32 protein-coding genes are annotated in these 24,163 nt (G+C 37.5%); 21 read left to right on the top strand and 11 right to left on the bottom strand.

The features are described 5' to 3' along the window. Positions 1–2: 2 nt before the first annotated feature. Genes L3081_RS24835 through mobI form a run of 3 tightly spaced genes read right to left on the bottom strand, consistent with a single transcriptional unit; the run spans position 3 to position 2,256 of the window. Positions 3–815, bottom strand: a complete 813-nt coding sequence (locus L3081_RS24835) for a TraI domain-containing protein (protein ID WP_242289201.1) — start codon at positions 813–815, stop codon at positions 3–5. Beyond that, a complete protein-coding gene (locus tag L3081_RS24830; RefSeq protein WP_242289199.1) occupies positions 816–1,730 on the bottom strand; it encodes a hypothetical protein in 915 nt (304 codons plus the stop codon). It lies immediately after the preceding gene. Then, a complete protein-coding gene (gene mobI, locus L3081_RS24825; RefSeq protein WP_242289197.1) occupies positions 1,723–2,256 on the bottom strand; it encodes a conjugative transfer protein MobI(A/C) in 534 nt (177 codons plus the stop codon). Before mobI ends, L3081_RS24830 begins: the two co-directional genes overlap by 8 nt. Before the next feature lie 998 nt (positions 2,257–3,254). Between mobI and L3081_RS24820 the strand changes: the two genes are divergently transcribed. From L3081_RS24820 to L3081_RS24755, 14 genes are all read left to right on the top strand, one after another. Further along, positions 3,255–4,325, top strand: a complete 1,071-nt coding sequence (locus L3081_RS24820) for a ParM/StbA family protein (protein ID WP_242289195.1) — start codon at positions 3,255–3,257, stop codon at positions 4,323–4,325. 3 nt (positions 4,326–4,328) lie between these two features. After that, positions 4,329–4,598 (top strand): hypothetical protein, encoded by a 270-nt coding sequence (locus L3081_RS24815; RefSeq protein ID WP_242289193.1) that lies wholly within the window; start codon positions 4,329–4,331, stop codon positions 4,596–4,598. A gap of 268 nt (positions 4,599–4,866) precedes the next feature. Then, positions 4,867–5,094, top strand: coding sequence for a hypothetical protein (locus L3081_RS24810; protein WP_242289184.1), 228 nt, complete (start codon positions 4,867–4,869; stop codon positions 5,092–5,094). Positions 5,095–5,109: 15 nt separating this feature from the next. Continuing rightward, complete coding sequence (locus L3081_RS24805; RefSeq protein WP_242289182.1) at positions 5,110–5,646, top strand: hypothetical protein; 537 nt, start codon at positions 5,110–5,112, stop codon at positions 5,644–5,646. Between the two features lie 98 nt (positions 5,647–5,744). Beyond that, the gene (locus tag L3081_RS24800) at positions 5,745–6,068 is read left to right on the top strand and encodes a hypothetical protein (RefSeq protein ID WP_242289180.1); all 324 of its coding nucleotides are present in this window, start codon (positions 5,745–5,747) and stop codon (positions 6,066–6,068) included. A gap of 212 nt (positions 6,069–6,280) precedes the next feature. Then, positions 6,281–6,499: a hypothetical protein gene (locus L3081_RS24795; protein ID WP_242289178.1), complete on the top strand. Its 219-nt coding sequence runs from the start codon at positions 6,281–6,283 to the stop codon at positions 6,497–6,499. Beyond that, positions 6,418–7,257: a conjugal transfer protein TraF gene (gene traF / locus L3081_RS24790; RefSeq protein ID WP_242289499.1), complete on the top strand. Its 840-nt coding sequence runs from the start codon at positions 6,418–6,420 to the stop codon at positions 7,255–7,257. The genes L3081_RS24795 and traF overlap by 82 nt, the downstream gene beginning before the upstream one ends. Positions 7,258–7,261: 4 nt before the next feature. Continuing rightward, positions 7,262–7,483: a hypothetical protein gene (locus tag L3081_RS24785; protein WP_242289175.1), complete on the top strand. Its 222-nt coding sequence runs from the start codon at positions 7,262–7,264 to the stop codon at positions 7,481–7,483. Further along, positions 7,480–7,782, top strand: a complete 303-nt coding sequence (locus L3081_RS24780) for a conjugal transfer protein TraH (protein WP_242289173.1) — start codon at positions 7,480–7,482, stop codon at positions 7,780–7,782. Before L3081_RS24785 ends, L3081_RS24780 begins: the two co-directional genes overlap by 4 nt. Further along, on the top strand, positions 7,766–8,674 hold the full coding sequence (locus L3081_RS24775) for a conjugal transfer protein TraH (RefSeq protein ID WP_242289171.1): 909 nt from the start codon (positions 7,766–7,768) through the stop codon (positions 8,672–8,674). The genes L3081_RS24780 and L3081_RS24775 overlap by 17 nt, the downstream gene beginning before the upstream one ends. Before the next feature lie 5 nt (positions 8,675–8,679). Next, positions 8,680–10,539 carry a conjugal transfer protein TraG N-terminal domain-containing protein gene (locus L3081_RS24770; protein WP_242289149.1) on the top strand — a complete coding sequence of 620 codons (1,860 nt, stop codon included), beginning with the start codon at positions 8,680–8,682 and terminating at the stop codon, positions 10,537–10,539. Next, a complete protein-coding gene (locus tag L3081_RS24765) occupies positions 10,460–12,520 on the top strand; it encodes a hypothetical protein (protein WP_242289147.1) in 2,061 nt (686 codons plus the stop codon). The genes L3081_RS24770 and L3081_RS24765 overlap by 80 nt, the downstream gene beginning before the upstream one ends. Before the next feature lie 299 nt (positions 12,521–12,819). Further along, positions 12,820–13,152 (top strand): hypothetical protein, encoded by a 333-nt coding sequence (locus L3081_RS24760; protein WP_242289146.1) that lies wholly within the window; start codon positions 12,820–12,822, stop codon positions 13,150–13,152. A 2-nt stretch (positions 13,153–13,154) separates the two neighbouring features. Beyond that, entirely contained in the window at positions 13,155–13,709 is a 555-nt protein-coding gene (locus L3081_RS24755) for a hypothetical protein (protein ID WP_242289144.1), read from the top strand. Between the two features lie 54 nt (positions 13,710–13,763). Here the strand turns inward: L3081_RS24755 and L3081_RS24750 are convergent, their stop codons facing one another. Then, positions 13,764–14,174, bottom strand: a complete 411-nt coding sequence (locus L3081_RS24750; RefSeq protein WP_242289142.1) for a hypothetical protein — start codon at positions 14,172–14,174, stop codon at positions 13,764–13,766. A 561-nt stretch (positions 14,175–14,735) separates the two neighbouring features. Between L3081_RS24750 and L3081_RS24745 the strand changes: the two genes are divergently transcribed. After that, positions 14,736–15,038, top strand: coding sequence for a hypothetical protein (locus tag L3081_RS24745; protein WP_242289140.1), 303 nt, complete (start codon positions 14,736–14,738; stop codon positions 15,036–15,038). 116 nt (positions 15,039–15,154) lie between these two features. Then, positions 15,155–15,934, top strand: a complete 780-nt coding sequence (locus tag L3081_RS24740) for an EAL domain-containing protein (protein ID WP_242289139.1) — start codon at positions 15,155–15,157, stop codon at positions 15,932–15,934. A 49-nt stretch (positions 15,935–15,983) separates the two neighbouring features. Here L3081_RS24740 and L3081_RS27570 read toward each other — a convergent pair whose 3' ends face one another. From L3081_RS27570 to L3081_RS24725, 4 genes are read right to left on the bottom strand one after another with little or no spacing between them, the layout of a single operon-like run. Beyond that, positions 15,984–16,484, bottom strand: coding sequence for a transposase (locus tag L3081_RS27570; RefSeq protein ID WP_242288891.1), 501 nt, complete (start codon positions 16,482–16,484; stop codon positions 15,984–15,986). Continuing rightward, complete coding sequence (locus L3081_RS28785; protein WP_338027494.1) at positions 16,423–18,243, bottom strand: Tn3 family transposase; 1,821 nt, start codon at positions 18,241–18,243, stop codon at positions 16,423–16,425. The genes L3081_RS27570 and L3081_RS28785 overlap by 62 nt, the downstream gene beginning before the upstream one ends. Continuing rightward, complete coding sequence (locus L3081_RS24730) at positions 18,240–19,067, bottom strand: DUF4158 domain-containing protein (protein ID WP_242289138.1); 828 nt, start codon at positions 19,065–19,067, stop codon at positions 18,240–18,242. Before L3081_RS24730 ends, L3081_RS28785 begins: the two co-directional genes overlap by 4 nt. A gap of 13 nt (positions 19,068–19,080) precedes the next feature. Then, positions 19,081–19,692 (bottom strand): recombinase family protein, encoded by a 612-nt coding sequence (locus L3081_RS24725; protein ID WP_242282667.1) that lies wholly within the window; start codon positions 19,690–19,692, stop codon positions 19,081–19,083. Between the two features lie 216 nt (positions 19,693–19,908). Between L3081_RS24725 and L3081_RS24720 the strand changes: the two genes are divergently transcribed. The 3 genes from L3081_RS24720 to L3081_RS24710 all read left to right on the top strand — a co-directional run bounded on the left by L3081_RS24720 (position 19,909) and on the right by L3081_RS24710 (position 21,036). Beyond that, a complete protein-coding gene (locus tag L3081_RS24720; RefSeq protein WP_242289137.1) occupies positions 19,909–20,271 on the top strand; it encodes a toxin-antitoxin system TumE family protein in 363 nt (120 codons plus the stop codon). Next, positions 20,268–20,624, top strand: coding sequence for an HVO_A0114 family putative DNA-binding protein (locus L3081_RS24715; protein ID WP_182253893.1), 357 nt, complete (start codon positions 20,268–20,270; stop codon positions 20,622–20,624). Before L3081_RS24720 ends, L3081_RS24715 begins: the two co-directional genes overlap by 4 nt. An 82-nt stretch (positions 20,625–20,706) precedes the next feature. Further along, positions 20,707–21,036, top strand: coding sequence for a hypothetical protein (locus tag L3081_RS24710; protein ID WP_182253895.1), 330 nt, complete (start codon positions 20,707–20,709; stop codon positions 21,034–21,036). Positions 21,037–21,307: 271 nt separating this feature from the next. Here the strand turns inward: L3081_RS24710 and L3081_RS24705 are convergent, their stop codons facing one another. Both L3081_RS24705 and L3081_RS24700 read right to left on the bottom strand, forming a co-directional pair. Continuing rightward, positions 21,308–21,589: a hypothetical protein gene (locus L3081_RS24705; RefSeq protein WP_242289135.1), complete on the bottom strand. Its 282-nt coding sequence runs from the start codon at positions 21,587–21,589 to the stop codon at positions 21,308–21,310. A gap of 59 nt (positions 21,590–21,648) precedes the next feature. After that, entirely contained in the window at positions 21,649–21,921 is a 273-nt protein-coding gene (locus L3081_RS24700) for a hypothetical protein (protein ID WP_242289133.1), read from the bottom strand. A gap of 534 nt (positions 21,922–22,455) precedes the next feature. Here L3081_RS24700 and L3081_RS24695 point away from each other — a divergent pair. Further along, positions 22,456–23,280, top strand: a complete 825-nt coding sequence (locus L3081_RS24695; RefSeq protein ID WP_182253899.1) for a TIGR04219 family outer membrane beta-barrel protein — start codon at positions 22,456–22,458, stop codon at positions 23,278–23,280. A 173-nt stretch (positions 23,281–23,453) separates the two neighbouring features. On the opposite strand, the gene L3081_RS24690 is transcribed toward L3081_RS24695, so the two are convergent. After that, on the bottom strand, positions 23,454–23,606 hold the full coding sequence (locus L3081_RS24690; protein ID WP_242289131.1) for a DUF4158 domain-containing protein: 153 nt from the start codon (positions 23,604–23,606) through the stop codon (positions 23,454–23,456). A gap of 314 nt (positions 23,607–23,920) precedes the next feature. Between L3081_RS24690 and L3081_RS24685 the strand changes: the two genes are divergently transcribed. After that, positions 23,921–24,154, top strand: a complete 234-nt coding sequence (locus tag L3081_RS24685) for a porin family protein (protein WP_242289129.1) — start codon at positions 23,921–23,923, stop codon at positions 24,152–24,154. Positions 24,155–24,163 lie beyond the last annotated feature (9 nt).

Genomic DNA, 24,163 nt, shown 5'->3' with positions numbered 1-24,163 from the left:
ACTTAACTCATGGTGAACGTTAATAGGGAAGTTAGTAATCTGTCCAAGGCAACGCCGTCTCCCAATATCGGAGACATCAAAGACGATGTTACTGAGTTATGTTGATTATGTATTCTATCTCCCTTGAATGACACTGAATAAGTCGCAATGTCATAGCGCTTCGCCCAAGTAATTAACGACTCCTTCTCAGGGTGCCAATGTGGAATAATGTCAGAAACTTTCTTGTTGGTTTTGGTTTCCTTGTCATAGGTTGATACCGCAAACACATTCATGTCTGATGTTAATTTACCTATGTCGTGCATTAAACCACCCACCCAAGCAGCATATCGATAAGATGGCTCAAGCATCTTATCTACATCAAGCCTTCCTGATGTTGCCGGTCTTACATTTTTAGCGGAGCGCAATGACCAAGAACTTGTTTCAAGGGCATGTATTAACATCCCACCTGGTACACTATGATGATGTGACTCTGAAGCAGGAAGAAGATGAACGTATTCTATGAAACGCCTAACAACCATCTCAAACAACTCTTTTCTTAACTCTTTACCATCATTTGTTTTTCTGTGATCCCCAACACCACAAATACGCTCTATTTCTTTTACGTACCCTCTGTGCTGCTCTAACACTGAGTCAGTATCGAACACCGGGATACCCTTTACTTGGTTTGGATGAAAATAGTCACTCCCATCTAGTATTTCTCGTCCGTATATGTCGTACAGCACACCACTTTTAACCGATAGCTCTTTGCTTTTGTTATCACCTTTTACCAAGACCGCAAGTGCGGCCTTGATTCTTGACGCAACGGACGATGCCATCTAAGCAGCCTCCACTTTAGGGGTTTCGCTTTTACCTTTTGCTGATGATTTTTTCACTACAGCTTTTTTAGTTTTGGGTTCTTCAACAACCTTTTGTTTATCAGGACTGCTCTCAATAACCTTTTGTGTATCAGGACTGCTCTCAATAACCTTTTGTGTATCAGGACTGCTCTCAACAACCTTTTGTGTATCAGGACCACTCTCAATAACCTTTTGTGTATCAGGACTGCTCTCTGCCTGGTTCGTTGCCTGCGCATACTCGGAAATAATATCTCTTACATTCGGCGGAACGTCTGCAAACTCAAGTCTGTTTCCATTGCGAATATATTTAGCCAATAACTCTGGACTGTAACCGCCACCATCGCGCTTGCCAGGGAATGTGGCTTTTGCAATCCTATCAACAACACCACTTAACACCTTCACAGCTTGCGCTTTTAAGCTTTCGTAATCCGAATCATCAATAACCCCACCCATGTAAAGAGCTTCGTTTTCCCTTAACTCATCACTAACTGATTTAATTAATTTAACCATGTCATGAGCAATCGGGTGAGATGCAATAAAATCTACCTTGTAACTGTCAGGCGTGTTTATTTCAGGTAATTCTATATCCATACCCATTACCGGCATTTCGCGTCTAGTGGTGATTTCCGACAACTGCTTTTTACAGATGTCTAAATTTAACGTCTGCCAAACACGAACAGACTCGGTGAGTTTTGCATCTTTACTTAACATTCTCAGAAGACCACCTAAACGCTCGAACATGGCAAGCATTGTGCCTTGTGAGTAAGTAAGATATTCGTGAAGAATAGTACTCTCATAACTGACAGGTAACTTCATAGTCACAACTTTATCCACTAGTCGTGTTGTTGGGTTTAGTTGTGCTTCTCTTTTTCTCGTTACTTTATTATTAGCCATAAATAAACTCTCTCTTTTGGGTTAATTTACTAACGCGTCGGTATTTAGCCGACATTGATACAATCATTCTTTGATAGTTTTTAAGTGTTAATCGTATGGGTTCAAGTTGAGCCTCAGTTTCAAGTATTGAGATAGAATCCCACCCAACGGAATGCTTTACTAAAACCGAAGGGTTGTACGTATATTCGTAATGCCCTTTAGAAAAAGGCACCCGCTTCCACGCGTTTCTATTTCGTTTTTGAAATCCTTTCCACTCAAACAAACACCAAATAATTCTTGCTGAATTGCGACCAGATGTTTCAACCTTTTCTATTACAGGAGCTAAAACACTCGTCTTCCTTTTACTATCTACACCTATTTTTTTGTCATTTAAGATGGCTCTGTTTGAACGCTCAAAGCCAACCCAGTACTTATCAACTATTCGCCTGGCTCTATCAATCTCTTCTATTTCTGCATTGACAACAGTATTAAAGATACGGATATCACCGTCAGACCAATCACTCATGTCTAGCTCTACTACCGCCATGACTAAACCTCCTTTATTGGTTAAGGAATTCTATCGCTATTTTTTGAACCATGTTTTATTAGAGGCCCTGAATTTGCCTCTCTAGTGATTTTATTTATCAACGACTGTAAATATACATTCCGCAAAATTACATCCGTTTGCACGCTGCAACTTTTTTTTAGAAAAAGAACATATACACAAAGTAGGGTATAAATTATCTTTACCGCACTTTATTAAGTGAGGGCAGTAAAAAAACGATTATATTTGACTCTGCCGATCTTGAATCAGTAAATGTCGCCTGTTTTTTGCACGAAGCGAGCCTTTAGTTGCAATTACCAGGCTAGAAAGATCTTTTTCCCAAGAGCTTGAAGGGTGGTGATTTGTAGGTTAGTTATGTTGACTTGTATAATTCTGTTTTTGCTTCGTTATATTACCTATTTTGCAGTATTTTATTTTCATTATAACTGCGTGTGCAATATTTTATATTTTTCTGCGTTGTTGAGGTTTTGCTTGGGATTAACATAGATACCATTGGTTTTTTTACAAATAAAATACAGGTTATTTGTTGTGATGCAGTATTATTTGTTGCAATTGGTGCGTGGTGCAGCAGTTTATTCGGGTTTTTCCTTAGAGGTGGTATTCAAAGGCGCTATTTAATCCAATCCATTTACTTTGATTGCCAATGACCTTGCTATCTACTTCAGGAACCTTTAGGAACTTTTAGGATCACTTCCGTAACAAAAGGAGTGTACAGGAGAGTACAAGTGTCTTTCTGGGGCTTTTATGGCACCAATAGGGTGACTGTATAACAAGTTATTTACGTACAAATTTCCAACTACACTTTTTAGTTCCGTTCGGGTAACTATTGGGTGTCATGACGAACTTTTTAATTATTTATTGTTAGACAGGCAAAATACTCGTGTCTAATAAATCACTTCTTTTTGAACAGGTTTATTATACGTTTTATAGTTTTGGGGTTTTCTCAAAAAGATGTTCACAACATAATAGAGGTAATAACAGTGGCAACAATAAGAGCATTAGAATTGGGCTTTGGTTCGACTAGCCTTGTTACAGGCGTTAATGAAAATGGTTCGCCAAAAATTCTTACATTTCCTTCCATTGTTTCGCAGGTTGACCCAAGTAAAAGTGATCTTGGTGCGGGACTAAATGATAGAAATACTGTTTTGGTTGATATTAAAGGTTCAAAATATGAGATCGGTATTGATGCATCTCTTGGCTCAGACAAAACAAATGGCCGCGTCCTAAATAATAAATATATTACTTCTGATCAATACCAAGCTCTCCTTTTTGGATCACTTGTTTATATGAATGAAACTGAAATAGATTTGTTGGTTTTGGGTCTTCCGGTCGAGAACTGGCACCGTAAACAAGAGCTGAAAGATCTAGTTATTGGTTGTCATGAAGTAAACGGGAAAAAATATAATATAAAAGATTGTTGGGTTATTGTGCAACCAATGGGCGGTCTTTTGTCTCATGCAAATGACTCAGGCCAAGCGGCATTCAGTGAGATGCGCGAAAAAACTATCTTATCATTAGATCCGGGGTTCGGGACTTGGGATTTCATATGTAGCAAAGGGCTTATCATAAACAACAGTAGAAGTGGTGGTGTAGATCAAGGAATGAGTGCTGTACTTGCTTCGGTTGCACGTGTTTTAAAGGTTGCCTTTCCTGATCTTGGCTCTATCCCAATAGAGCAAATTGATGAAGCATTTTACAAACACAAAGATCACATTCGTATTGCAGGTAGAAAATACCCGTTTCCTGTTTGTGTTGGTAAAGATATGAGTGGTAAAGATGTTGATATTCATTTTGATGTTCGCTCTGCTATTTCAAACGTAACAGGCTCAGCGTTAACTAGCACTCAAAATAAGGTGGGTCTTGGTGGTGATATAGATTTAATTTTACTTATGGGTGGTCCTCATGAAGTATTTTTGAACGCGGTTAAAGAAGCTTATCCTGCACACGAAATCACCGTAGTCAAAAACCCCCTTACCGCCATTTGTACTGGAATGTATTACGGTGGGCTTCAATACTACGCAGCTACCCAACTCAAAAACACGGCAGCTTAATGTATGAATAGTTTTAAAATTAAAATACCCGATACTATTTTGTGTGAATATCTCAAAGATCTTTCCCCTAAAGCTAGAAATTTTGAACTTGTTCGTTTGGCCACGAATGGATTACTGATGGAGAAAGGCGTTTTTAATCTCAATGTGTCAAGCGTTAATAGCGATATAAATGTTTCTCATAGCAATATAGCTTCCAACGAAAATAGCGTTACTAATGAAAAAAAGGAAGATATAAAACCTGTTGATTTTGGTATGGATATTACACAAATGTAACTCAGTAAAACATCGTCTCGCTATTCAGTAAGGCGATGGCTTTTGATTCATCACTCAATTTCCTTCACGCAAAACGATAAATAAAAAAAGGTAAAATAACATAAAATTTTGTTAAAAAATTTGACTGTATTGTCAGCGAGTGTTTATAATTACCTACTTCATAATAATTAGGTAGGTTAAAATGAATTCACATATAGACATAGAAAAAAATCTAAAAGAACTTAGGAGGATGGAAATTGCCATCCTGATGTTGAAAAGAGATATAGCAATGTCTTCTCCAAGAATACTTAAAGGGGTGTTTGGTTACAGTGACAAGACAGTTGAGACATTAAGTTCAATTACTCACACTGAGTTGCTGCAATTAAATGACACACCAAACAATCTACCAATTTTAACTATTCGTTCAAAAAATGATGGATTTAAGCGACTACTTGATTCATTACCATCGTCTTCTCTACTATCTGATCTTGAGTTGGATAGAGTAACCGCTGCTTAAAAAGAGTGCATGGATATGAATGTTTTACCCAAAGTTAAGTATCTCAATGCCGCAATCGAACTTGCAAGTTATGGCGCACAGAAATCCGTCATAGCTTGCTATTATTCTAATACAGCCACCATCAACCCTCATTTTGCAAGCGACCCTCGCGGCCCAGAATATAAGCATAGAGATGGTAACGCTTGGCTACGTTCATCATCTCCGCTCGCTTACACTGCAGATAGATTATACCGATTATACACACGTATGTTTTCCGACAACCCAAGCTTTTGTTCAAGAAAGTTCGGTATTTTAGAGTTACACGATTTTTTCACTACTTACAAAATGCTTTATCCACGAGATATCATGTCAGTAAATCGCATCCATTACTGGGTGAAAGATATGCGTTCTGAGCAAGTTTTTGTAGCCCCTTCATGTAAATGTTGCAATCAACCGTTTGTTTTTCATCCATATGATATAAAGAAAGTATGCAATCTATGCGTAGCGATAGAGCGTGAATCACTTTCTTTGAAAGAAAAAAACAACATCAAACAAAAGGCAGTTGGTGGTTAATATAACTACCATACACTGTACGATTGACAGTATGATATGGTTATTGTATTATCTCTTTTGCTATTTGTTGTCACCGCAATAAAACAAAGGTGACTTTTATGAAAAATGTAAAATCAAAATTAATGACTTTGGCTTTGTTAGCCCTTTCATCTACAGTAACTTTATCAGCAGAAATTGTTGAAAGAGAACTTCAAGGTATCTGTGATGGCCACCTTGAAAATATTATCGTTATACAAAAAAAACAAAATAAATACACGCTAATGATCTCAGTTGGCGGCCCTAGAAACTACCTTAAAAACCTATCTCTTTCGGGTGACTCTTTTGCGATTGAGTTTGGAACGTTAAACGATAAAACTTCTTCTATTCCTTTTCTTTGGAATGGTTCAATCTATTCAAAATTCAGACGAGTCGGTTATGTTTAAATGTACCAACTCTGAATACTCAAAAGAAAATTATTTGACGTATTCTCTTGATGTGGATACGTATGAGCTTATCGCACAGCAAAAGTTTCTAAAAATAATAAAAAAAATAAATCTCTTCTAAATGTTAGAGGGGTGAAAAACAGCCCTCTAACAAATAAAACAACCCTCTTATCATTCCATAATACGCTTCTATAATTTTATTGAGGTGTACTATGCGCTTATTTATTGCCGCCCTTGCTTCTATTTGTTTTTTTGCATCAGCTCAATCTGAACAGCCTGACTTCTATTCCGACAAACAGCGTGGTTGGTTTTGGCATGAAACAGAACCCGAGCAACCTGAAGAAACTGAATACCAAAAAACAACACGGTTAATAGTGAAAAGTCTGAGGAGCGCGTTACGCTCGATGTTGACTGGCTTAGAAAAAACTTAGATGGTATCCGCGATGATGCCATTAACAAGCCTACCCCTGAGAACTTAGCTGCTTACGCTTATGCACAGCGTCTTATCTTGGATTTGAGTACGCGTTTTTCAAGCAAAATGATGGAGTTTATGGAAATTGAAACTCTGCTTGATGAATCCAAACGTCGTCCGACAACTTCAATGGCCTTAGCGTCTTTTTCTCATGAAACACGAAATGCCCTTACCAATATTATGGACAAGGTAAAAGAAAACAACCATGTGTGGTTTTTCTATAAAACAACGTGTTCTTACTGCATGAAACAAATCCCAGTATTAAAAGAATTTTCTTATCGATATGGCGTAAAAATACTCGCCATTTCTATGGACGGTGGAACATTACCAGGCATGGAAGATTTTGACGTGGTTTATGATAACAGCGGTAATGTGACAAAGCAGTTTAATGTGACGGTTACACCAACTATGTTTGTTGCTCAAAATGATGGGAAAAGGTTTATCCCTCTGACACAAGGACTACATACTTTACCTGAAATTGAAAAACGACTCTTATTGGTTTCGCGTGATGCTGAAATTATTACTACTGAAGAATATCAACGCGCACAATCTGTACGTGAAGTTAACGTGTTTAAAAATAGCGATGGCGAAATCACAGCTAACAAAGAACGCCTTGAAAATGACCCCGGCCATTTAGCTGATCTGCTTCGTGCAAAGCTTAAAGGAGTCGCTAATTTTGGCTCTACACCTAACCAACCTTCTGAAAACCAGGACTAAACTTATGAACCGACTATCAAAATTAGCCTTAATCGGCATTCTTGCTATGCCCTACATACAACAGTCAGCACAAGCCGTTGACCCAAAAGATATCTTTAATAGCTACAGTCAAGGATCTTCTGGAGCTTACGATACCTCTCAAGGTCGTTATTGGCATGGTGGCTCGTTCACAGGAAGAGTACAACAAACAGGGGTGGATATAACAAGGTTTAGCCCCCTTCAATGAAATCTGGCTGCAATGGTATTGATATGTTTGCGGGTTCGTTTGGTTTGGTGTCAGGAGATGAACTAGTGCAAGTGGCGCGTGGTGCAGCTCAAGGGGCGTCGTTATATTTTTTCAACTTAGCTATGAGCTCAGTTTGTCCATCGTGTAAAGAGGTGATGGATAACATATCAAAAAAAATCGAGCAACTTAACCAATGGGGGCGTAATTCGTGTGAGAACGCGATTAAATTTGCGGATGATACAGTAGATGCCTCAGCAAAAGTTAAAAGTTTGGTCCAGTTCAATGGGTATGTCGATTGAAGCAAAAGCGGGTAACATTGATAGTTGGTTTGATAACAATTTAGGTGACTGGGGAACTGGTGGCAGTACTGCCGGCTTATCTGTAAGCACAGCAAAACTCATCGCAGATCAAAACCTTGTTTATACCGCTTTAAAAGGCTCTTATTCAAACATAACCCTACCAACGTTAGACATAACCGGGATAAGGGACTCTGCTGAATTAATCCAATCCATTTTTGGTACTGTAATAACACAAGCAACTACTGGCTCTGAATGTAGTACAAGTAAAGCTAACGACAAAGAATGCTTAACGACAATACATGAAGAAGCAACCATGAAGTTGGAGTCTTTTGTTTTCGGTGTCCCTGCAGGCACATCAAGCAGCCATAAAGATGGCAAAATATTAACTTGCACTAAAACAGAAAGCGTCGATCCTGATTGTACATCTGTCGCACCAGTCGCCCAGGCAAATTTTAAAGGACTTTTTGAAATTTATACGGGTTATTTAAAGGGCGTTAATGGTGTGTTTCAAAAAATTCAGCGAAAAGATATGTTAAACGACACTGAGCAGGTGAAATTTATTAACAGTTACCGCTACCCTTGGGTCAAAATGGCTGTGGCTTTTAAAGGCTCGGCATCTGACGGGCTTGCTGAATGGCTTGCGCTCACTATCGCTCAACAACAAATTAATGATATTGGTATTGCTATGCGTGGCGTTATTGCCCACTCACTACTTGCGGCATCATCATCTACCAAACAAACATTAAAACCTCAAGGTGAAGCATTAATAAACACTTTCGATGTGAGATTAAAAGCCCTAAATGAAAAAATAGACAAGAGAAGGTTAGCATATAAGTCAGCTCTTCAAATCATCAATGCTAATAAAGATCTATCTGAACAGAATAAAGGGTAATAATTATGTCGTCAGTTGAAATTAGAGTACTAGGTGACTTTGACTTTATCGAACAAATAATACATGGCGTAGCGCGAGTCTATAATCAAGATGGTGTTTTTAATACAGCAAGCGGTATTTTGTTAATGCTACTGCTTTTGTGGGCATCTATTGGTCATATCATGAACCCCGATAAAGCGCCCTTCCCATTTAGGGAATTTTTAATGGGCCTTATTGGGTGGATAGTATTCGCCTCCCCCATGTCACCAAAATACGATGTGGAATTAACGTCTATTCGTGATGCACACCGATTTACTGTTATTAATGATGTTCCCTTTATCGCGGCAGTGCCAAGCGCTATTGCGTCGAATTTTTTCTCGGGTATTCGAGAGATTATGGAGGTTAGTTTCGCCCCGGTAACATTCTCTTCCGGCGACAAAGAGGCAGACCCTTTAAGTGCTTTAGTTAAAATGTACGATCAAAGGCCACCAACTTCTATGCAGTTTAAAAGCAATAATAAAGGATATGATTTAGGGAAAACGATAACAGAGTATGTTCAAAATTGTTATGTTGTTGACCATGAACTTACTGGTCGTGATCCAACAATGTCTATTGAATTACTACGTACAACAACTATCAGCCAAAGCTTGTTTCAAGCACTTAAGGTAACTTATGATTTTCTGCAAACCGATGTGTATTTAACCGCAGGCGGTAGTCATTTTGGTACACAAATGGCCTGCCCTGATGCTCATTCAGCAATAATGAGTGCGCTTAACAATACAACATTAGAAAATAATTTAACTGACTTTTATGAGAAAAAAGGGGTTTCAAGAGAGGCATTACGAAATGCTTCAGCGATGATTTATGGTTCTTATGGTATTGGCCCAAGTCCTTATGACATTCAACTAGGTATGTTCCAAAGTTACATGATCAGAGATGGACTTAAAAATACCTCATTAGAAAATTACACCGATCAAATGGTATTCCAAGGTATGCGTAAGCGTGTCTATGAAAAAGCGGGCGAACGTGCGTTATTCAACCAAATAGCTATACCCGTGATTACAGCTCTTGAATGTTTTGCGTTTTATATGGCTCCAATTATGATGTTGCTTGCCGTACTAGGTGGTCTTGGATTTGCCATGATAAAAAAATACATGATGCTGATTTTATTTGTTAATCTCTGGAGTTTTATTAGTATTTTTGTCAATTTGTATACCGCAATATCGGTTGAAAACGCGCTTGGTGCTGCATCTGGATTTGACCCTTTCAGCTTTGATTCCCTGCCCGACACAATTCTTGAGGTTGAAGGCTTTTTAGCTACTGCAGCCGCACTGACTGCCTCTATTCCTATGTTGGCCATGTTCTTATTGTACGGTGGTGTTCATTCTATGATGGGCGTGATGCGAAATGTAGCGTCAGGTAGTGTTGATGGAAATATGGGAGCGCCGACTATTAGCTCTAACATGAACGGTGGCGCACTAAAAATGGGTGACGAAGGAAAGATATTTGGTACGTCAACAGGTGCTTATACTACTAACCATACACTATCTAGTAACCTATCTGTAGGCTCCTCGTCAATAAGTGACATACAATCCTCTGGTAGAAGTGCATCTATGCAAACTGTTCAAAGTGAAGTGACCTCTTCACAAGGTTCATATAGCCAAGCACTTAGCCAAGCGGTAGTAAGCGGAATGGGATCAGCAAGCAGTGTTGACAAGGTAAACGCTCAAAATTGGAGCGAAATGAATACCGACACTAAACTATCAACACTTGCAAACACAACAAGAGCCAATGAAAGCTTTTCTAATGAAGAAAGAGCACAGATGGCAATTAAAGGCGGCGCTGCCAGCCGGCCTTCCGGTAGGAAAAGTATCTGCGGGGATTGACCTTAATACAGCTCAACTAGAAAGCACGACCTATCAAGAAATGGTAGACAAAGCTAGAGGTTTTCAAGAGTCTGGTGGCACAGTAACATCCAACGGTAGCTCTAGTGGTTCATCAGAAAAAACGAGCGATACAAAAATGTTTAGTGACAATGAATCATCACAAAAAGCGAAAACAGCATTGGAGGCTTACCAGTTAGCTGAAGCTAAATCAATGGCGCTTGGCAACTCTATGAGTAATATAGATTCTAAGACAGACACATTACAGCTCGATAATGCGACTGCTGATAAGATGTTTACTTGGGGTCATTACGATGCGTGGTATGATAAGTTATCCGCATCGGATAAAGAAAGGTTGGGTTCTCCTACCGAGTATCATGATTCCTCTAGCGCGTTCAAAACAGCGAGAAATATTGAAGAAACACTTAAAGGTGGAGATAAAAACCTTGGATTGGATGCTCAGGATAAGGGTATTGCGGCCGGCCTAATGCGCTCTATTGGTAACTCAATAGGGGATGTAGATCGTGCCACTGGATTTATGGTGGCGGCTAATACTTACGATAAATTAGCAAATGATGTGAAACAGATTGATAATGCTAACTATGGCTTATCAGAAGATAAATCTCAACAAATACAAAACAATGCTCAAGGCGCTATTATGGCTGCTCAAAGCGCTGAGTTAGACGACAATACCGATAATATAGCGCTTAAAAACCAAAAAGATGCACAAGGTTTTGTTGGTCCTAATGCTGAACAAATACAAGCACAGAGAGATTTAATGGATAATTCAATAAGCACTGAAATGCTTGAAAAAGGTCAGTCTCTTACCGCTTTTCTTGATAAAAATCATGGTTGGGATGATGGAAATATTCCTCATTCAACTAATGAACATGCAGTTAATAACGGTACTAATTTGCCGTCAATTTATCACGGTATGGATGCGTTGATTAATAGTGACTATAAAGGTATGTCTTCACAAGATAGAACTGATGCACTTGTGGCAGAAAAATACCTTAAAGATAACCCTGAACTTTATAACGGTATAGGTGAAACCCAAAAAGATCACATGGCAAAAAATATGGCCTACTTAGCAGTTAACGCAACCGATGAAGAAAGAAGCCATGCTAATGGTATATATAACGGTTCACAATCTCGTTCGGATGGCATTATGGCAGGGGTGGATGATTCATTTAGTGCTTATGCTATATCTGACCCTTACGCCAAACGCGTAGCCGATCAAGTGACGGCTATTAATTTAGCTAATACTGACAGTACGAATCCAGATCTAAATTATAACGGCTCTGCTAATGGCGGTTCTCTCACCGATGCTGCAAACTTGGCAGCTAAATTGTCTAACCCATCAACAACGCCGGAGGAAGCATACGATTTAGGGCGAGGAGGTGATTCGCCGTTTGCTATGCTTGCAGGTGTGCTTAGCTTGTCTAGCGATAACGAGCTTGCTTTAGGCGGCGCTAAGTATGGTGATGTATTCTCAAGCGCTGCTCAAGACCCGCATACTATCGCAAATGTGGAAGCCATGAGGCAAGGTACACAGGACGGTAACATTATCAGTCCTGATCCTGTTTACAGTTCAGTTCAAGACGATGGCTCTTTAGGGCAAAGTTTTAGTGCGGGTGGTGAAACATACACATTAAGCAATGATGGTAACGCTAATTCAAACTACAACACCTACACAGATAGCCAGGGAATATCATACACGCAACCAAGTGGTAGTGATTTTATAGCGCGAACAGGAACAGAAAACTCAGCTTACAACACCGTAGCTGACAACAATAATGAAGCGACCACATCTTTTCTTTCACCTATAGTTGGCAGTACGATTGCTAGTGCAGCCGGTCATGTTGTCGAGGATGCAACAAACTTTGCGGCGGTGTTTTCGGCTCTAACAGTAGCAATACCGGTAATGCATCACTGGGAGACTACAGCGCAAATAGTAGCCAAACAGTACCGGCTAATTATCTAGGATCTAACATAGATGATTTCCCTCGCCTCGATACAGGAGCCGATGGTAAAATAGATATAGGAAATGAAAGTTTCCAGGAAACCAATATGTACACCAACGAAGAAGGTGAAACAATGGGCATGGGATACACTAATTCATTTACTGGTGAAGAATATTATCTCGACCAATTTAGTACGATGAGGAAAATATTCTAACTCGTAGTGTGAGGAAAAAACCCGGCAATTGTCGGGTTTTTACTTTGTTGCGAGAAATAATTTAACTGATATAACGTATTATCATTTACTAAAAAAGGCATTTCAATGTTTAACCGAATTATAGTGGTAGCAGTATTCACCCTTACAGCTTTTCTTACGGTCGCCTCTCCTGTTACCGTGACGGTGACTGAAGATATTGCAGAGCAACGTGACAGTGTTGTACGTCAAAACGCCCGTATTAAGGCGCAATACGGTATAGAGCGATTACCTGTCGTAATGTCAGGGCATGAGCAATTAATTGATAAAGACTTTACGACTAATATTAAAGCGTATCTGGTCGGTGAAGTTGATGTGCTAACGTTGCGTGAAGAGTGGGATAGAAAAAAAGGGGTTTTTACCTTGACCGCTCAAGTGAGCCTTAACCAAAAGCCTCACTAGAAATGGTTGATGGCATCCGTAATAACTTGGCCCTACAAAAAAAGCTGAAAAATCTCTATTTAGCACTAGATAAGCTAGCTAACGATAAAAGCGTATCGAGTAGTGACTTTTCTGATGTCTATGATCGTATTATGAGTGTAAAAGGCGGCGCGTTAATTAGAGATAGTATTGCTTCATCTGTATTGGCCAAACAAGAATTTTTAGCAAATAGTTATCGATATTATAATAAACGTTACCTAGAACCGTTGCTTGAACGTGTTGAGATTGAAGTAACTTCTTTGGATGATGAAAAAGTATATTTTTCTGTGTTTGTCAAAAAAGACCGCGCGTTAGCAAAGGAAATGAGGGATTATTGGGAAAACAGCCCCGACCGTAAAGCCGCCTACAAAGAGAAGATACCTACTATTTGCTTTCCTAATGGAATGTCGCCAAAGTATTTATTGCTTAATGATTACAAAAAAGACTTCTTTATCGAGCACCACAATGATGAACGATTTGTGACTGAACCCCACAAGATGATTCACCCAGTTTTGTGCTACATCAAACCGAAAAAATAACAGGGTTTTAAAGCAAAAAAAGACAGGCGTTACGCACTGTCTTTTTTGTTTTAGTTACTCGCTATCAGGACCAATGAGAAAATCTTTCCACGATATAAATTCAGGGTAATCACGGTTAGGCATAGCAGGAATAAAGCTAGGACGACAACCTTCACGGCAAAAAACAACCCAGTCAGTTGATGTCTTCAAACCATAACCGCGACAGAGCGACCTCGCTGTTTCAAAATCAACAAAACGGTTTTTGGGTGCAAGAAAATTATCCCATCCCTCAAATTCATCTTCATAACAAAGTTCAGGATTTTTTGGTGCAAATTCCCCTAACTTTCCAGTATTTAGCACTTCCTTATATTTTTGCTGTGTCGTGATCGAATATCTACGAGCTAGTGCTTTTAACTCTTTATACGGAGGTAACAATTCGGTTTTACCTTTGCCACGTTTAGCTGCTTCTCTTCCTATCGCTACCATTTCTGGCCATGTCGTGAATTCAGCATAATACGTATGAGGTGAAGAGGGGATATCTTTAGGTCGTTTTTTTCTCGACTCAAATTTTTAAAATGCTGCCGCTTAGTTACTCCCATTAGGTATAATTTTGCTGCAGCATCTTCAAAATCTAACTTTGGAGCACCGCGAGAGTATTTTGCTGACATATCATTAATAATCATAAGTAAATACCGTTATTTAATGTTGTCTATATAGAGTAATGTTGTTTAGTTCAGTTGGTAACAAAAAAATTATACCACATGCACGTTATATAGTAAAACAAGAGGGGATACTGATAAAATTCTTTACTTAAGCAATAACTTTATTAATCGTGATTTGTTAGAAAGGCAATTTTAGCTCCTCTAATAAATACTTTTACACAAGAAGACAGGTAAGCTTACTTTTAATCTAAAACACGGTTATTTATTATTTTATGAGTATTTTTAATTATAGACCTGCTATACACCACCCTGTTTATAAAGGTGGGTATTATTTTGCGCTATTTTGGGCTGTGATTGATATATCTATGACGCTTCGACACTTTTTTTGTACGGAGGTGTTACGCCGGCTTTCTTTCATGTTTTTGTTGTTTTAGCTTTAGTGTTACCACTTTTTAAGCGCAGTATTCGCGTTGATACCGTAACGAAAAAACTAATGTACCATTCAAACATACCTGGCGAGCCATGGTGTTTAGTGTTTGATAAACCGATGTTTGATATTGAACGTGACCGTAGAATAGGTACGCTTATTATCAAAACATCCAAAGAAGAATTTAACACCCAGATAACCGAAGGTTATGAAAAAGTCAAAGACATGGAAGTCGCCTTAATTAAAGAGGTTTTATTGTAAAAATAATCATCATTAAAGATTAGAGGCGAATATTAACCGCCTCTAACTACCCTGCTCTTTTTTGAGAAATAATATAATCACCTCATGTTCTATCATCCACTATTAAGATCGACTTTATGAACTTACAAAACACTGCAGGCACTCAGGCGGCATTTGCCCATCAATCAATTTGTGACAACCAATGCTTAAAACCAGTCGCTTGTGAGATATTATTTAGAGGAATGAAAGAAAAAACACTTAATAACTTCTTGGAAGAACCCCATTTATTTGTTTTACATTTAGATGCACTGGTTAAAGATAAAGCGTTAGCTATTAAGTCACTCTATGACACTTACGAATATTCAATGTATTTCGTTAACTTTACGCCCTCTCAAATAGCATCACCTGATTTTATTCATGCGCTTAGATGGTTTGACGACAACGCTATCAGCGCCAATACCGTGATCATTGAAGTAACTGAATTAGCTTTTGAAAAAGAAAACAATGAAGCCTTTTTACATAATGTTGCGCTTGCACGACGCAAGGGACATTTAATTGCTATTGACGATTTCGGATCTGGTTATTCCAATTTTGAGCGTATTATCATGCTCCGTCCTCATATTGTGAAGTTAGACCGAAGCATATTAAACTTATCGAGTCATACCAAGCGTAATAATCATATTCTAAATAGTATCGTTTCATTCGTTCATGAAATTGGCGCAAAGTGCATCGTTGAAGGTGTGGAAAACGAAGACTTGTTAGCGATAGCTAAAAAAAGCGGTGCCGATTACTTGCAAGGTTATCACTTGAGTTACCCAACATTAATTAATGAGCCGGCAGCACAAAAAGAACATGGGCTTAATCACGGTATCGATTTATTCCGTGCAATGGATTTAAAGCCTAATTATTCTTGTTAGGGGGTAATTCCACATAGCACTGGTTTGTATTCATGAAAGTCTACAGCCCTTAATTTAAAGGGCTTTCAGTCGTTTTTGTGTTTATACTGTTTTCAACTGCAAATTTAGTAACATCTTGAATATCAATAACATTATCTGTATGCCTAAATTCAAAATTTCCGAGTAAGTTAATGTGCTGCCAAGCTACAGGTGAAAAACGCTTAATTTGACTACATAACACTTCATCATTAGCAGCTTCAGCCTTTGCTAATAACTCGGAAAGTATCGATGTGTTGTAGTAAATAATACAGCAAGCTAATATTTTGTTGCATTGATTGCTTATCTCATACGCCTTGTCAGTTTTACCTAATAGTTTTTTGCCGCTAATTTGAAGAATTCCGGCTCGTAATTGATGAAATGCCTCACCTCTGTTTAATGCTCTACTTACTCGTCTTCTCAAATCGATATCATTAATGTAGTTAAGCATATATATGCTCATAGTCATTTTATCAAACTCGATAAGTGCCTTTAACGTAGGGTTTTTCTTTGAATATGATGATAATTTTCTGATGATGGTACTTTGGGCCGGTTTCTTTTAGCGCTAATGAGGCAAGGATTCGTAATATGTTGTCCCATTCATCAATAATAAGTTGTTTATTAACCTGGCTCGATGGTTTAATCAACAATTCTGAGTATTCACTTGGTTTATTGAATGCAACTAAATTTTTCTCAGCTTTCATATTTAATTGAGTAAATCTTGGCATGAAGTCATAGCCAAATAAATTCATCAAAGCAAAATTAACGCGATTGATCGAATGCATGTCTCCAGAAACTGACGTGATATTAAGATCGCTAGTATTATTATATACGATATCTAATACATAGTGACTCTCGTGTTCATTAGCACCAATTATCTTGGTATTAACAGGCAAATGATTAGCAATTAAACTATAAGATACAACACCTTTACCATAGCCAAAATATTTTGTTGAGTATCTTGACTGTACTGTTTGATATCTTGTTTCGAGCTTTTGTCCATCTAAACTGGCATGAATGCCATAATCAGACAAATTATAATTATTGAATATCGGAAGTTGGGCTGTTTTATTAATGATTTGATCACTGGCATCAATCATAGAATCAATTCGGATAAATTTACCCGCAATATTTTTTAAGTTTTCCAAGCTTACATCTGATGATTCAGCGATACGCTTGTTCCCTATTGATGTGCCTTGTGCAACAAAATATGCTTTCAGGTAATCAGGTTGGGCTTTTGATTTAGATCCTTTATTGAGTATGTGGGTGAAACTATCAAAAAAACCTGTATGTTTAGCTGTGTAATCGATAACTTTTGAGATACTTTTCGTTTCAATATCCTGGTAAAAAGGATTGTTAGCTTTATCTTCTGCCCTTTTGTACGGCAGTGTCCAGGATAGGTTGTTTTCATTGATTTTTATTTCTTTATTTTCTTTTGACTTTATACGTGCATTAACCATCTTATATAGAGATTCTAATTCAATCTCTTTCTCCTGGAGTAATTCCACAATTGATTTGAGATTAAGGCAGTCAGAAAGCTCATTTAATATTTTAGCTTTATCCTTATTCCATCTTTCAAGGGAAATCAAATCATCCTCCAAATGACGATAATTGACACTGTCTGAAATAAAAGTGCTTCCTGATTTAATTGTTTGTGCAAGAGAGCGGTATAACATGACTTCATATCGCTTGATATTAACAAACTTTACATCGTGGTCATCATCTTTAGATCCCTGCGTGAATTTTACTGAGCCTTTATAGGTAATATACTTTAGTTGCGCGGTAGAAATGAAGTCGGTAGGTACTTCTGAAGCTAACCTATCATCCATTTTATCTTTGGATAACATTAATTTCTTAATAAAATTAATGGCATTGTTAAGGTGATGATTATTACCACAGCTAAAATCAATCGCCATAAAGGTACTACGCAAATTGGTTTTTATTGCATTATGCTCTTTGCTGTAATATTCCCACTCATATTTTTTGTTATTAACTTCAGGCTCAGCCAATTTATTAGTGAATTCATCAAAGTTGTCTTTTTTGATGATCGCATAACATTTTGGCCGAATTTGATCTTGGTGTATATTTTGATTATTAACAACTTTGAGCATTTGACTTGCTAATTTTCGATCTTCACCTACACCCAATTTTGCCTCAAGTATTTTTTCTCCTGCATCAACTTCGGCATGCTTTTCGTAGCCTTGAATTTTATGTACCAAATACGTTGTTAAATGATCATTCAATTTGATGAATCGCTGCCAAACAAAACACATCATACATAATCGGGACTTCATGAGTTCGAATCGTTTGAGTTGATAGACATCATAAAAATCACATATGTCGGCATAATACTGGATATTTTGTCGGGATATTGCCACTTGGAAATAATAGATTTTGACTGTTGAAAAATCTCAACTATTTTTTGCTGCTTTTTGAGTTCTTTACGCATTTCATTTGTGGCAAAACTCTTAGGATCTTGTTTTAAGAGCGTCAAACCAGTGATTGTTTGTTCATCTGCCAACAGTCCATCTAATGTATCCCGAGATGTTTTATCTAGTAAAGTGCCAAGTTTTTTCGCTAAACGTTTTTCTTCACGCTGTATAGCCAATGATACCAGGTCTTGTAAAGTCGAATATTTAGGTCGTACAATTTGATGCTTTTCGAAAAAATTTAATAATTCATCAAATATAAAGCGTGGGGATATATCTCTTTTTGATAAGCGTTTAGCTTGTCGGCTCACCTCTATGCCAAATGATGCCTCGTAACGCTTATAACTGTAGATACTTAAAATCGCTTTTTGGGCTGCGTAATGCTTACCTTTGGATGTTAGCTTTTTTGGAAAGTGAGTGTGTGGGAAATAACGATTAATGATAAACCAGGTATCATCTCGAACATCTGAAAATGCAAAGTTATAAAATTGTCGGGATGCTCGAAAATATCCTGATTGGAGAATATAGTTAATTTTATTATAAATACTCTTCTGTTGCTCAAGATAAACTTCATCTTCTACTGTGATCTCAAAGAGCAGCTCTCTATCTTCCGCATCTATTTTGGGAATTTCGTAAAGTTCATCAATTTCTTCACTCGTTAAAATGTTAAGGCTGTTGTTGATGGCCAAAGTACATACTCCTTTATTTATTCATTAAATGCTCACCTTCAGCTTTTAATGTTCCGTCACCGTTAACATATTTATATAAGGTAGTTGTGGTCATGCCTAGGCGTTTGGCAATATCCAATGAGACTGCATTTTTATCTGACATTGCAGTCATTGCCATCTTTAATGTAGATTTATCCATTTTTGGCGGACGTCCTCCCTTACGACCTCTCGCACGAGCCGCAGCTAAACCTGCATTTGTACGTTCACGTATTAATTCGCGTTCATATTCTGCTAATGCAGCGAAAATACCAAAAATTAGTCGTCCATTGGCCGTTGTAGTGTCAATTTCTGCACCAGTTCCCGTAAGCACTTTAAAATTTATTTTTTTGCTTTCCAAGTCATCAACTAAAGAGACAAGATCTTTCATATCTCTCCCTAATCGATCCGGCTTCCAGACAATAAGAGTGTTGCCTGGTTGCAGTGCTTTAAGACAAGCTTCTAATCCAGGGCGTGAATCCTTGCGACTGGATGCATGATCGTGATAAATCCTATTATTATCTACTCCTGCTTGAATAAGTGCATCTATCTGTAAATCCGGCACTTGAGAGCCGTCTGATTTTGAAACGCGAGCATAACCGATAAACATAAGACAAACTTGAGCCAATAAAGATAAAATTCATACTACAATCTTGCATAGTTTAAAACAATGGGTTTATTGGTTGTTTTTCGGCATATTATCGTCAAAATATAATGAACCAAGAAAACGACCGTTTTAATTACTGTAATAGAGATGACAAATTGCTATTAGCCTGATAAGCTTATTATCATCAGGTGATAATAGAAAGCAGAGAAAAAATAACATATGGAAAAAGATCCTGGGCCGGATGTATTGTTGGAGCTTCATGGCACAGAATATACCGAAGATAATAGCTATTGGTACAAAATAGAAGCGTGGGAGGTTGAGCCTAGTAAGGAAATTCCTCACGGGATCCGCTATAACCTGACGCTACACAATAATCATAATAAGCGGATTATGGGGTTCGATAACGCGCATGCTGTAAAATCAAGAAAGAAAGGTAGATTTAAGGGGCGGATTATCGCATACGATCACCTACATAAATCAGCGGTCGACAAAGGTACGCCTTATATATTTTCCAGTGCACAACAATTGTTAAATGATTTTTTCACCGAGGTTAACCGAATTTTAAGCGAGGTTGCACAATGAGTAAGTTAAAAATTGGCATTATGCCCAGAGATGAATTTCAACGCAGGATTCTTGATATTGCGGCAGGAAAAATCACACCCAAGCGTGAGGATCCAAAAATATGGTTTAGCTCTATGAAATCACTTGGAGAAGTATTAAGTGATAACAATATCCGATTATTAAAACTAATCAACGAGCATCACCCAGAAACTCTTGGTGAACTTGCTCGCTTAAGTGGGCGACACACCAGTAACTTGAGCCGTACACTTAAAACCATGGAAAAGTACGGTATTGTTGAGTTGAAAAAGCACGCCCAAAAAGTGCAAGTAATTACTAAAGCGACAGAATTCGATATCCAATATGCTATAGGGTAATGCATTTAATTGAAGTTTTGTTTTAATACCAAAATTTTTTTTATGATAATGAAAACCAATACTTTTTTAAGTGGTGAGAATAATGGCAATTACTGAAGAACAATACGGTGAGATTACAGACGAATTGGATTCGCATGAATTTTTTAACTTAGGTGATTTAGCCGGTGCAGCCAGTAATTCAAATTTACTCGCAGAGCTTGACGGTCTACATGCTCTTTCAAAGCGAGCACTCGATTATAGTTATAATAAAGAAACGCATGGATCATTGGAAAAATTTCTCGAAGAAGTTGAAGAGATGGTCGGTGGTGTTACTGGCGCAATAGAAGCACTTGAAAAAATCGAGAGCGTATTATCAAAAGTAGAAGAAGTATTGAGCAATAAACTCTATGCTGAAGAATTCGAGGGTGACTAATTTTAAATAGCGTTGCCTATAAAATGCTCACTGTGTATTTTTCGAACTGACATAGTATAAAAAATAAATAACTTTTAGTGGGTGCGGAAAGACAGCTGTATGGTTATCTTCATCACATAAAAAATTCACACACGTTATGATAATACGAAGTATCTTGCACACTTATTTGTCTGTTTATTAGAATCGGTATAATAAAAAACCTCTCAATTATATAGGTTGTTTAACCTTAGTTGAGAGGCTCTGACTTATCAATTAACAGTAGGTGTCTTTGTTAATTGCTTGTCCGACCAATATCTACAGTAAATAGTGTTAATCGAGAGTTTTTAGTTCTACACTCATCTCTATCATAGTATGAAGGGCAATCAGCATTAACTGCGGGGTTATTCACTCGTGATCGTAACTCCAAATCTATTGTATTTAAGAATTGATTATTTACTCCATTATAAACGCCACCTCCATTCACCGGAATGCCAGATCCTCTAGGATAGCCACCGTCTCGCTTTTTAGGGTAAATAAATTGGTTCTGCGGTTGTGCACCAAAGAAACCCATCATTACTTCATAGTCAGCAACTAATACGGCTTCTTGAAATGTATAATTGTAAGTTACTGAAGTTATTTTCGCTGTATACGGAGCACCCTGATAAGTAATACAATTACTAAAGGGTAGTCTAGGCTTAGGTGGCTAGTGGTCCAATTAGGGTAATATCCATCTGTAAATGGCATTACTACATCGTATGTAACCATGCCACCAGGTCCATAATCACTAGGCGCAAAATTTCCATCCTCCTTCACAAGGTTTAAAGTGCAAATACCTGTTGCGGCTAAAGTAGACGTAGAAACAAACGCCGTGAAGATTAATGGAATCAATGTATATATCTTTTTCATTATTAATAATCCTTTGTTAATATTAAAAATAACAAGGATACAAAAATTCTAAATAGGGTTATTTAGAATAAGTTAATTACAACAATGACTAGATAATGATTAATTACGCTCAATGTAATAACTGAATGATCCCTGCAAAACAAATAAAAAACATAGGATAAATTTATTGTCAACAATAAATAATTCTTTTTTTATTGAATACTTACGATATATTCATTATAAATTGAACTTATAGAACAATATGATGCGAAAGGTAGTAATGGCACTATTTAAACAGGATATAACCAAGTCGGCTTATGGCGAGGAAAAAGTAAGTGGCAGAGCTAGACGATGATTACCACTTAACCCTGTTAAAATGCGCTAGCCGTACGAGGTAAATGCTTAATTGTTAGATTTATCTTAACTTGAATCGATGTATGAGTTACGATTGATTATTGTGTTAATAGCGCTTTTTACGGCCTCTTGTGGTTATAAAGGTGATAGTGAGTATTTAAAAATGGAACATGGTCATTCGTAAATAAGGATATTAATTAGATGAAAAAAACAGCTTTTTCAGCAACGCTTGTTGCACTTTTTACAGCTAACGTACAAGCAGATACAGTTGGTCTATACCTTGGCAGCCAAATTTGGCAGAGTGAAGCAAGTGGTATTTTTGGTGAAGAAAACAGACTAATTGATTTTAATTTAAAAAAAGAGCAACAAATTAACTACTTTGTTGCCGTTGAACATCCTTTTCCTTTGCTCCCTAATGTACGCATTTCAAGTACAACGCTTGATACCACAGGTAAAGCTACCTTAACGCAAGCATTTAGCTTCGGCAGTGAAACCTTTCCTATTGATGACGATGTTAATGTCAGTTTTAACGTCAGTTATATCGACTACACCTTATATTATGAATTATTTGATAATGGTTTATTTTCATTTGATTTGGGTTTAACCGCTAGAGACTTTAGTGGTGCCGTTACTGTTACAGGGCCAAAAATTATTGATGATGATGATGATTGTCCTCAAACATCGCAAGGTAATCCTTGTACATCAACACCAACATCAAGTTCTGTTACTCCTACAGGTAAAATAAAAACCGACGAAATTGAGCCTATGTTGTATGTTGCTACCAACATTATCTTGCCGTTAACTAACTTAAGTGTATTTGCTCAAGGTGATTTTTCATTAATAAATGACCATACACTTTTTGACTATCATGTTGGTTTAAGTTACGACCTCGTTAAGAGTAGGGTGGGACATTTTAATCTGACCTTAGGATATCGTGCCGTGAAAATGGAATTTGAAAATTTAGACAATTTATATACAGATCTTGAATTTAAAGGTGCTTTTGTTGGCGTGATTGCACACTTTTAAAGCTGATCAAATAATCTACTAGGAAGTTTTGAATTTAGGTATGTAATTAATATTATTATTGTTCAATGAGTTAAGTGGGTTTTAGTTAAAGAAATTATGAGCACGAAAGCGCTGTAGGCATTGTAACTTAGGGGGTGTAGGGTTTCTTGAATACAAACCAGTGCTATGTGGAATTAACCCCTTAGGCGAATACTTTTCAACTCTGTTAACTCGATCTCGTTTGGCGTAAAATACAATCGTTGTTGTTCAAGTGATAATAGCGGCGGAGAATATAGATCAAGCTGCTCAGCTTTGGTAAGAATTGATAGTTCGTTTTTTATAGCCATAGGAATTAAATTAAGTTTAAGGGGTTGTTAACCTCATAATTTGCCATACTTTGGAGAAGTAACCCACCTTTGTATGCCTTTAAATATGGTGAGTATGGCGATTTATGTTACTTTAGAGGGGAAAATCCCTAGAACCCCTTAGTGGTGCCGTTACTGTTACAGGGCCAAAAATTATTGATGATGATGATGATTGTCCTCAAACATCGCAAGGTAATCCTTGTACATCAACACCAACATCAAGTTCTGTTACTCCTACAGGTAAAATAAAAACCGACGAAATTGAGCCTATGTTGTATGTTGCTACCAACATTATCTTGCCGTTAACTAACTTAAGTGTATTTGCTCAAGGTGATTTTTCATTAATAAATGACCATACACTTTTTGACTATCATGTTGGTTTAAGTTACGACCTCGTTAAGAGTAGGGTGGGACATTTTAATCTGACCTTAGGATATCGTGCCGTGAAAATGGAATTTGAAAATTTAGACAATTTATATACAGATCTTGAATTTAAAGGTGCTTTTGTTGGCGTGATTGCACACTTTTAAAGCTGATCA

It is taken from the genome of Colwellia maritima (assembly GCF_022669015.1).
Lineage (GTDB): Bacteria > Pseudomonadota > Gammaproteobacteria > Enterobacterales > Alteromonadaceae > Colwellia > Colwellia maritima.
Note: the sequence above shows the minus strand (reverse complement) of the source record. Positions and strands in the feature narration are given on the sequence as shown.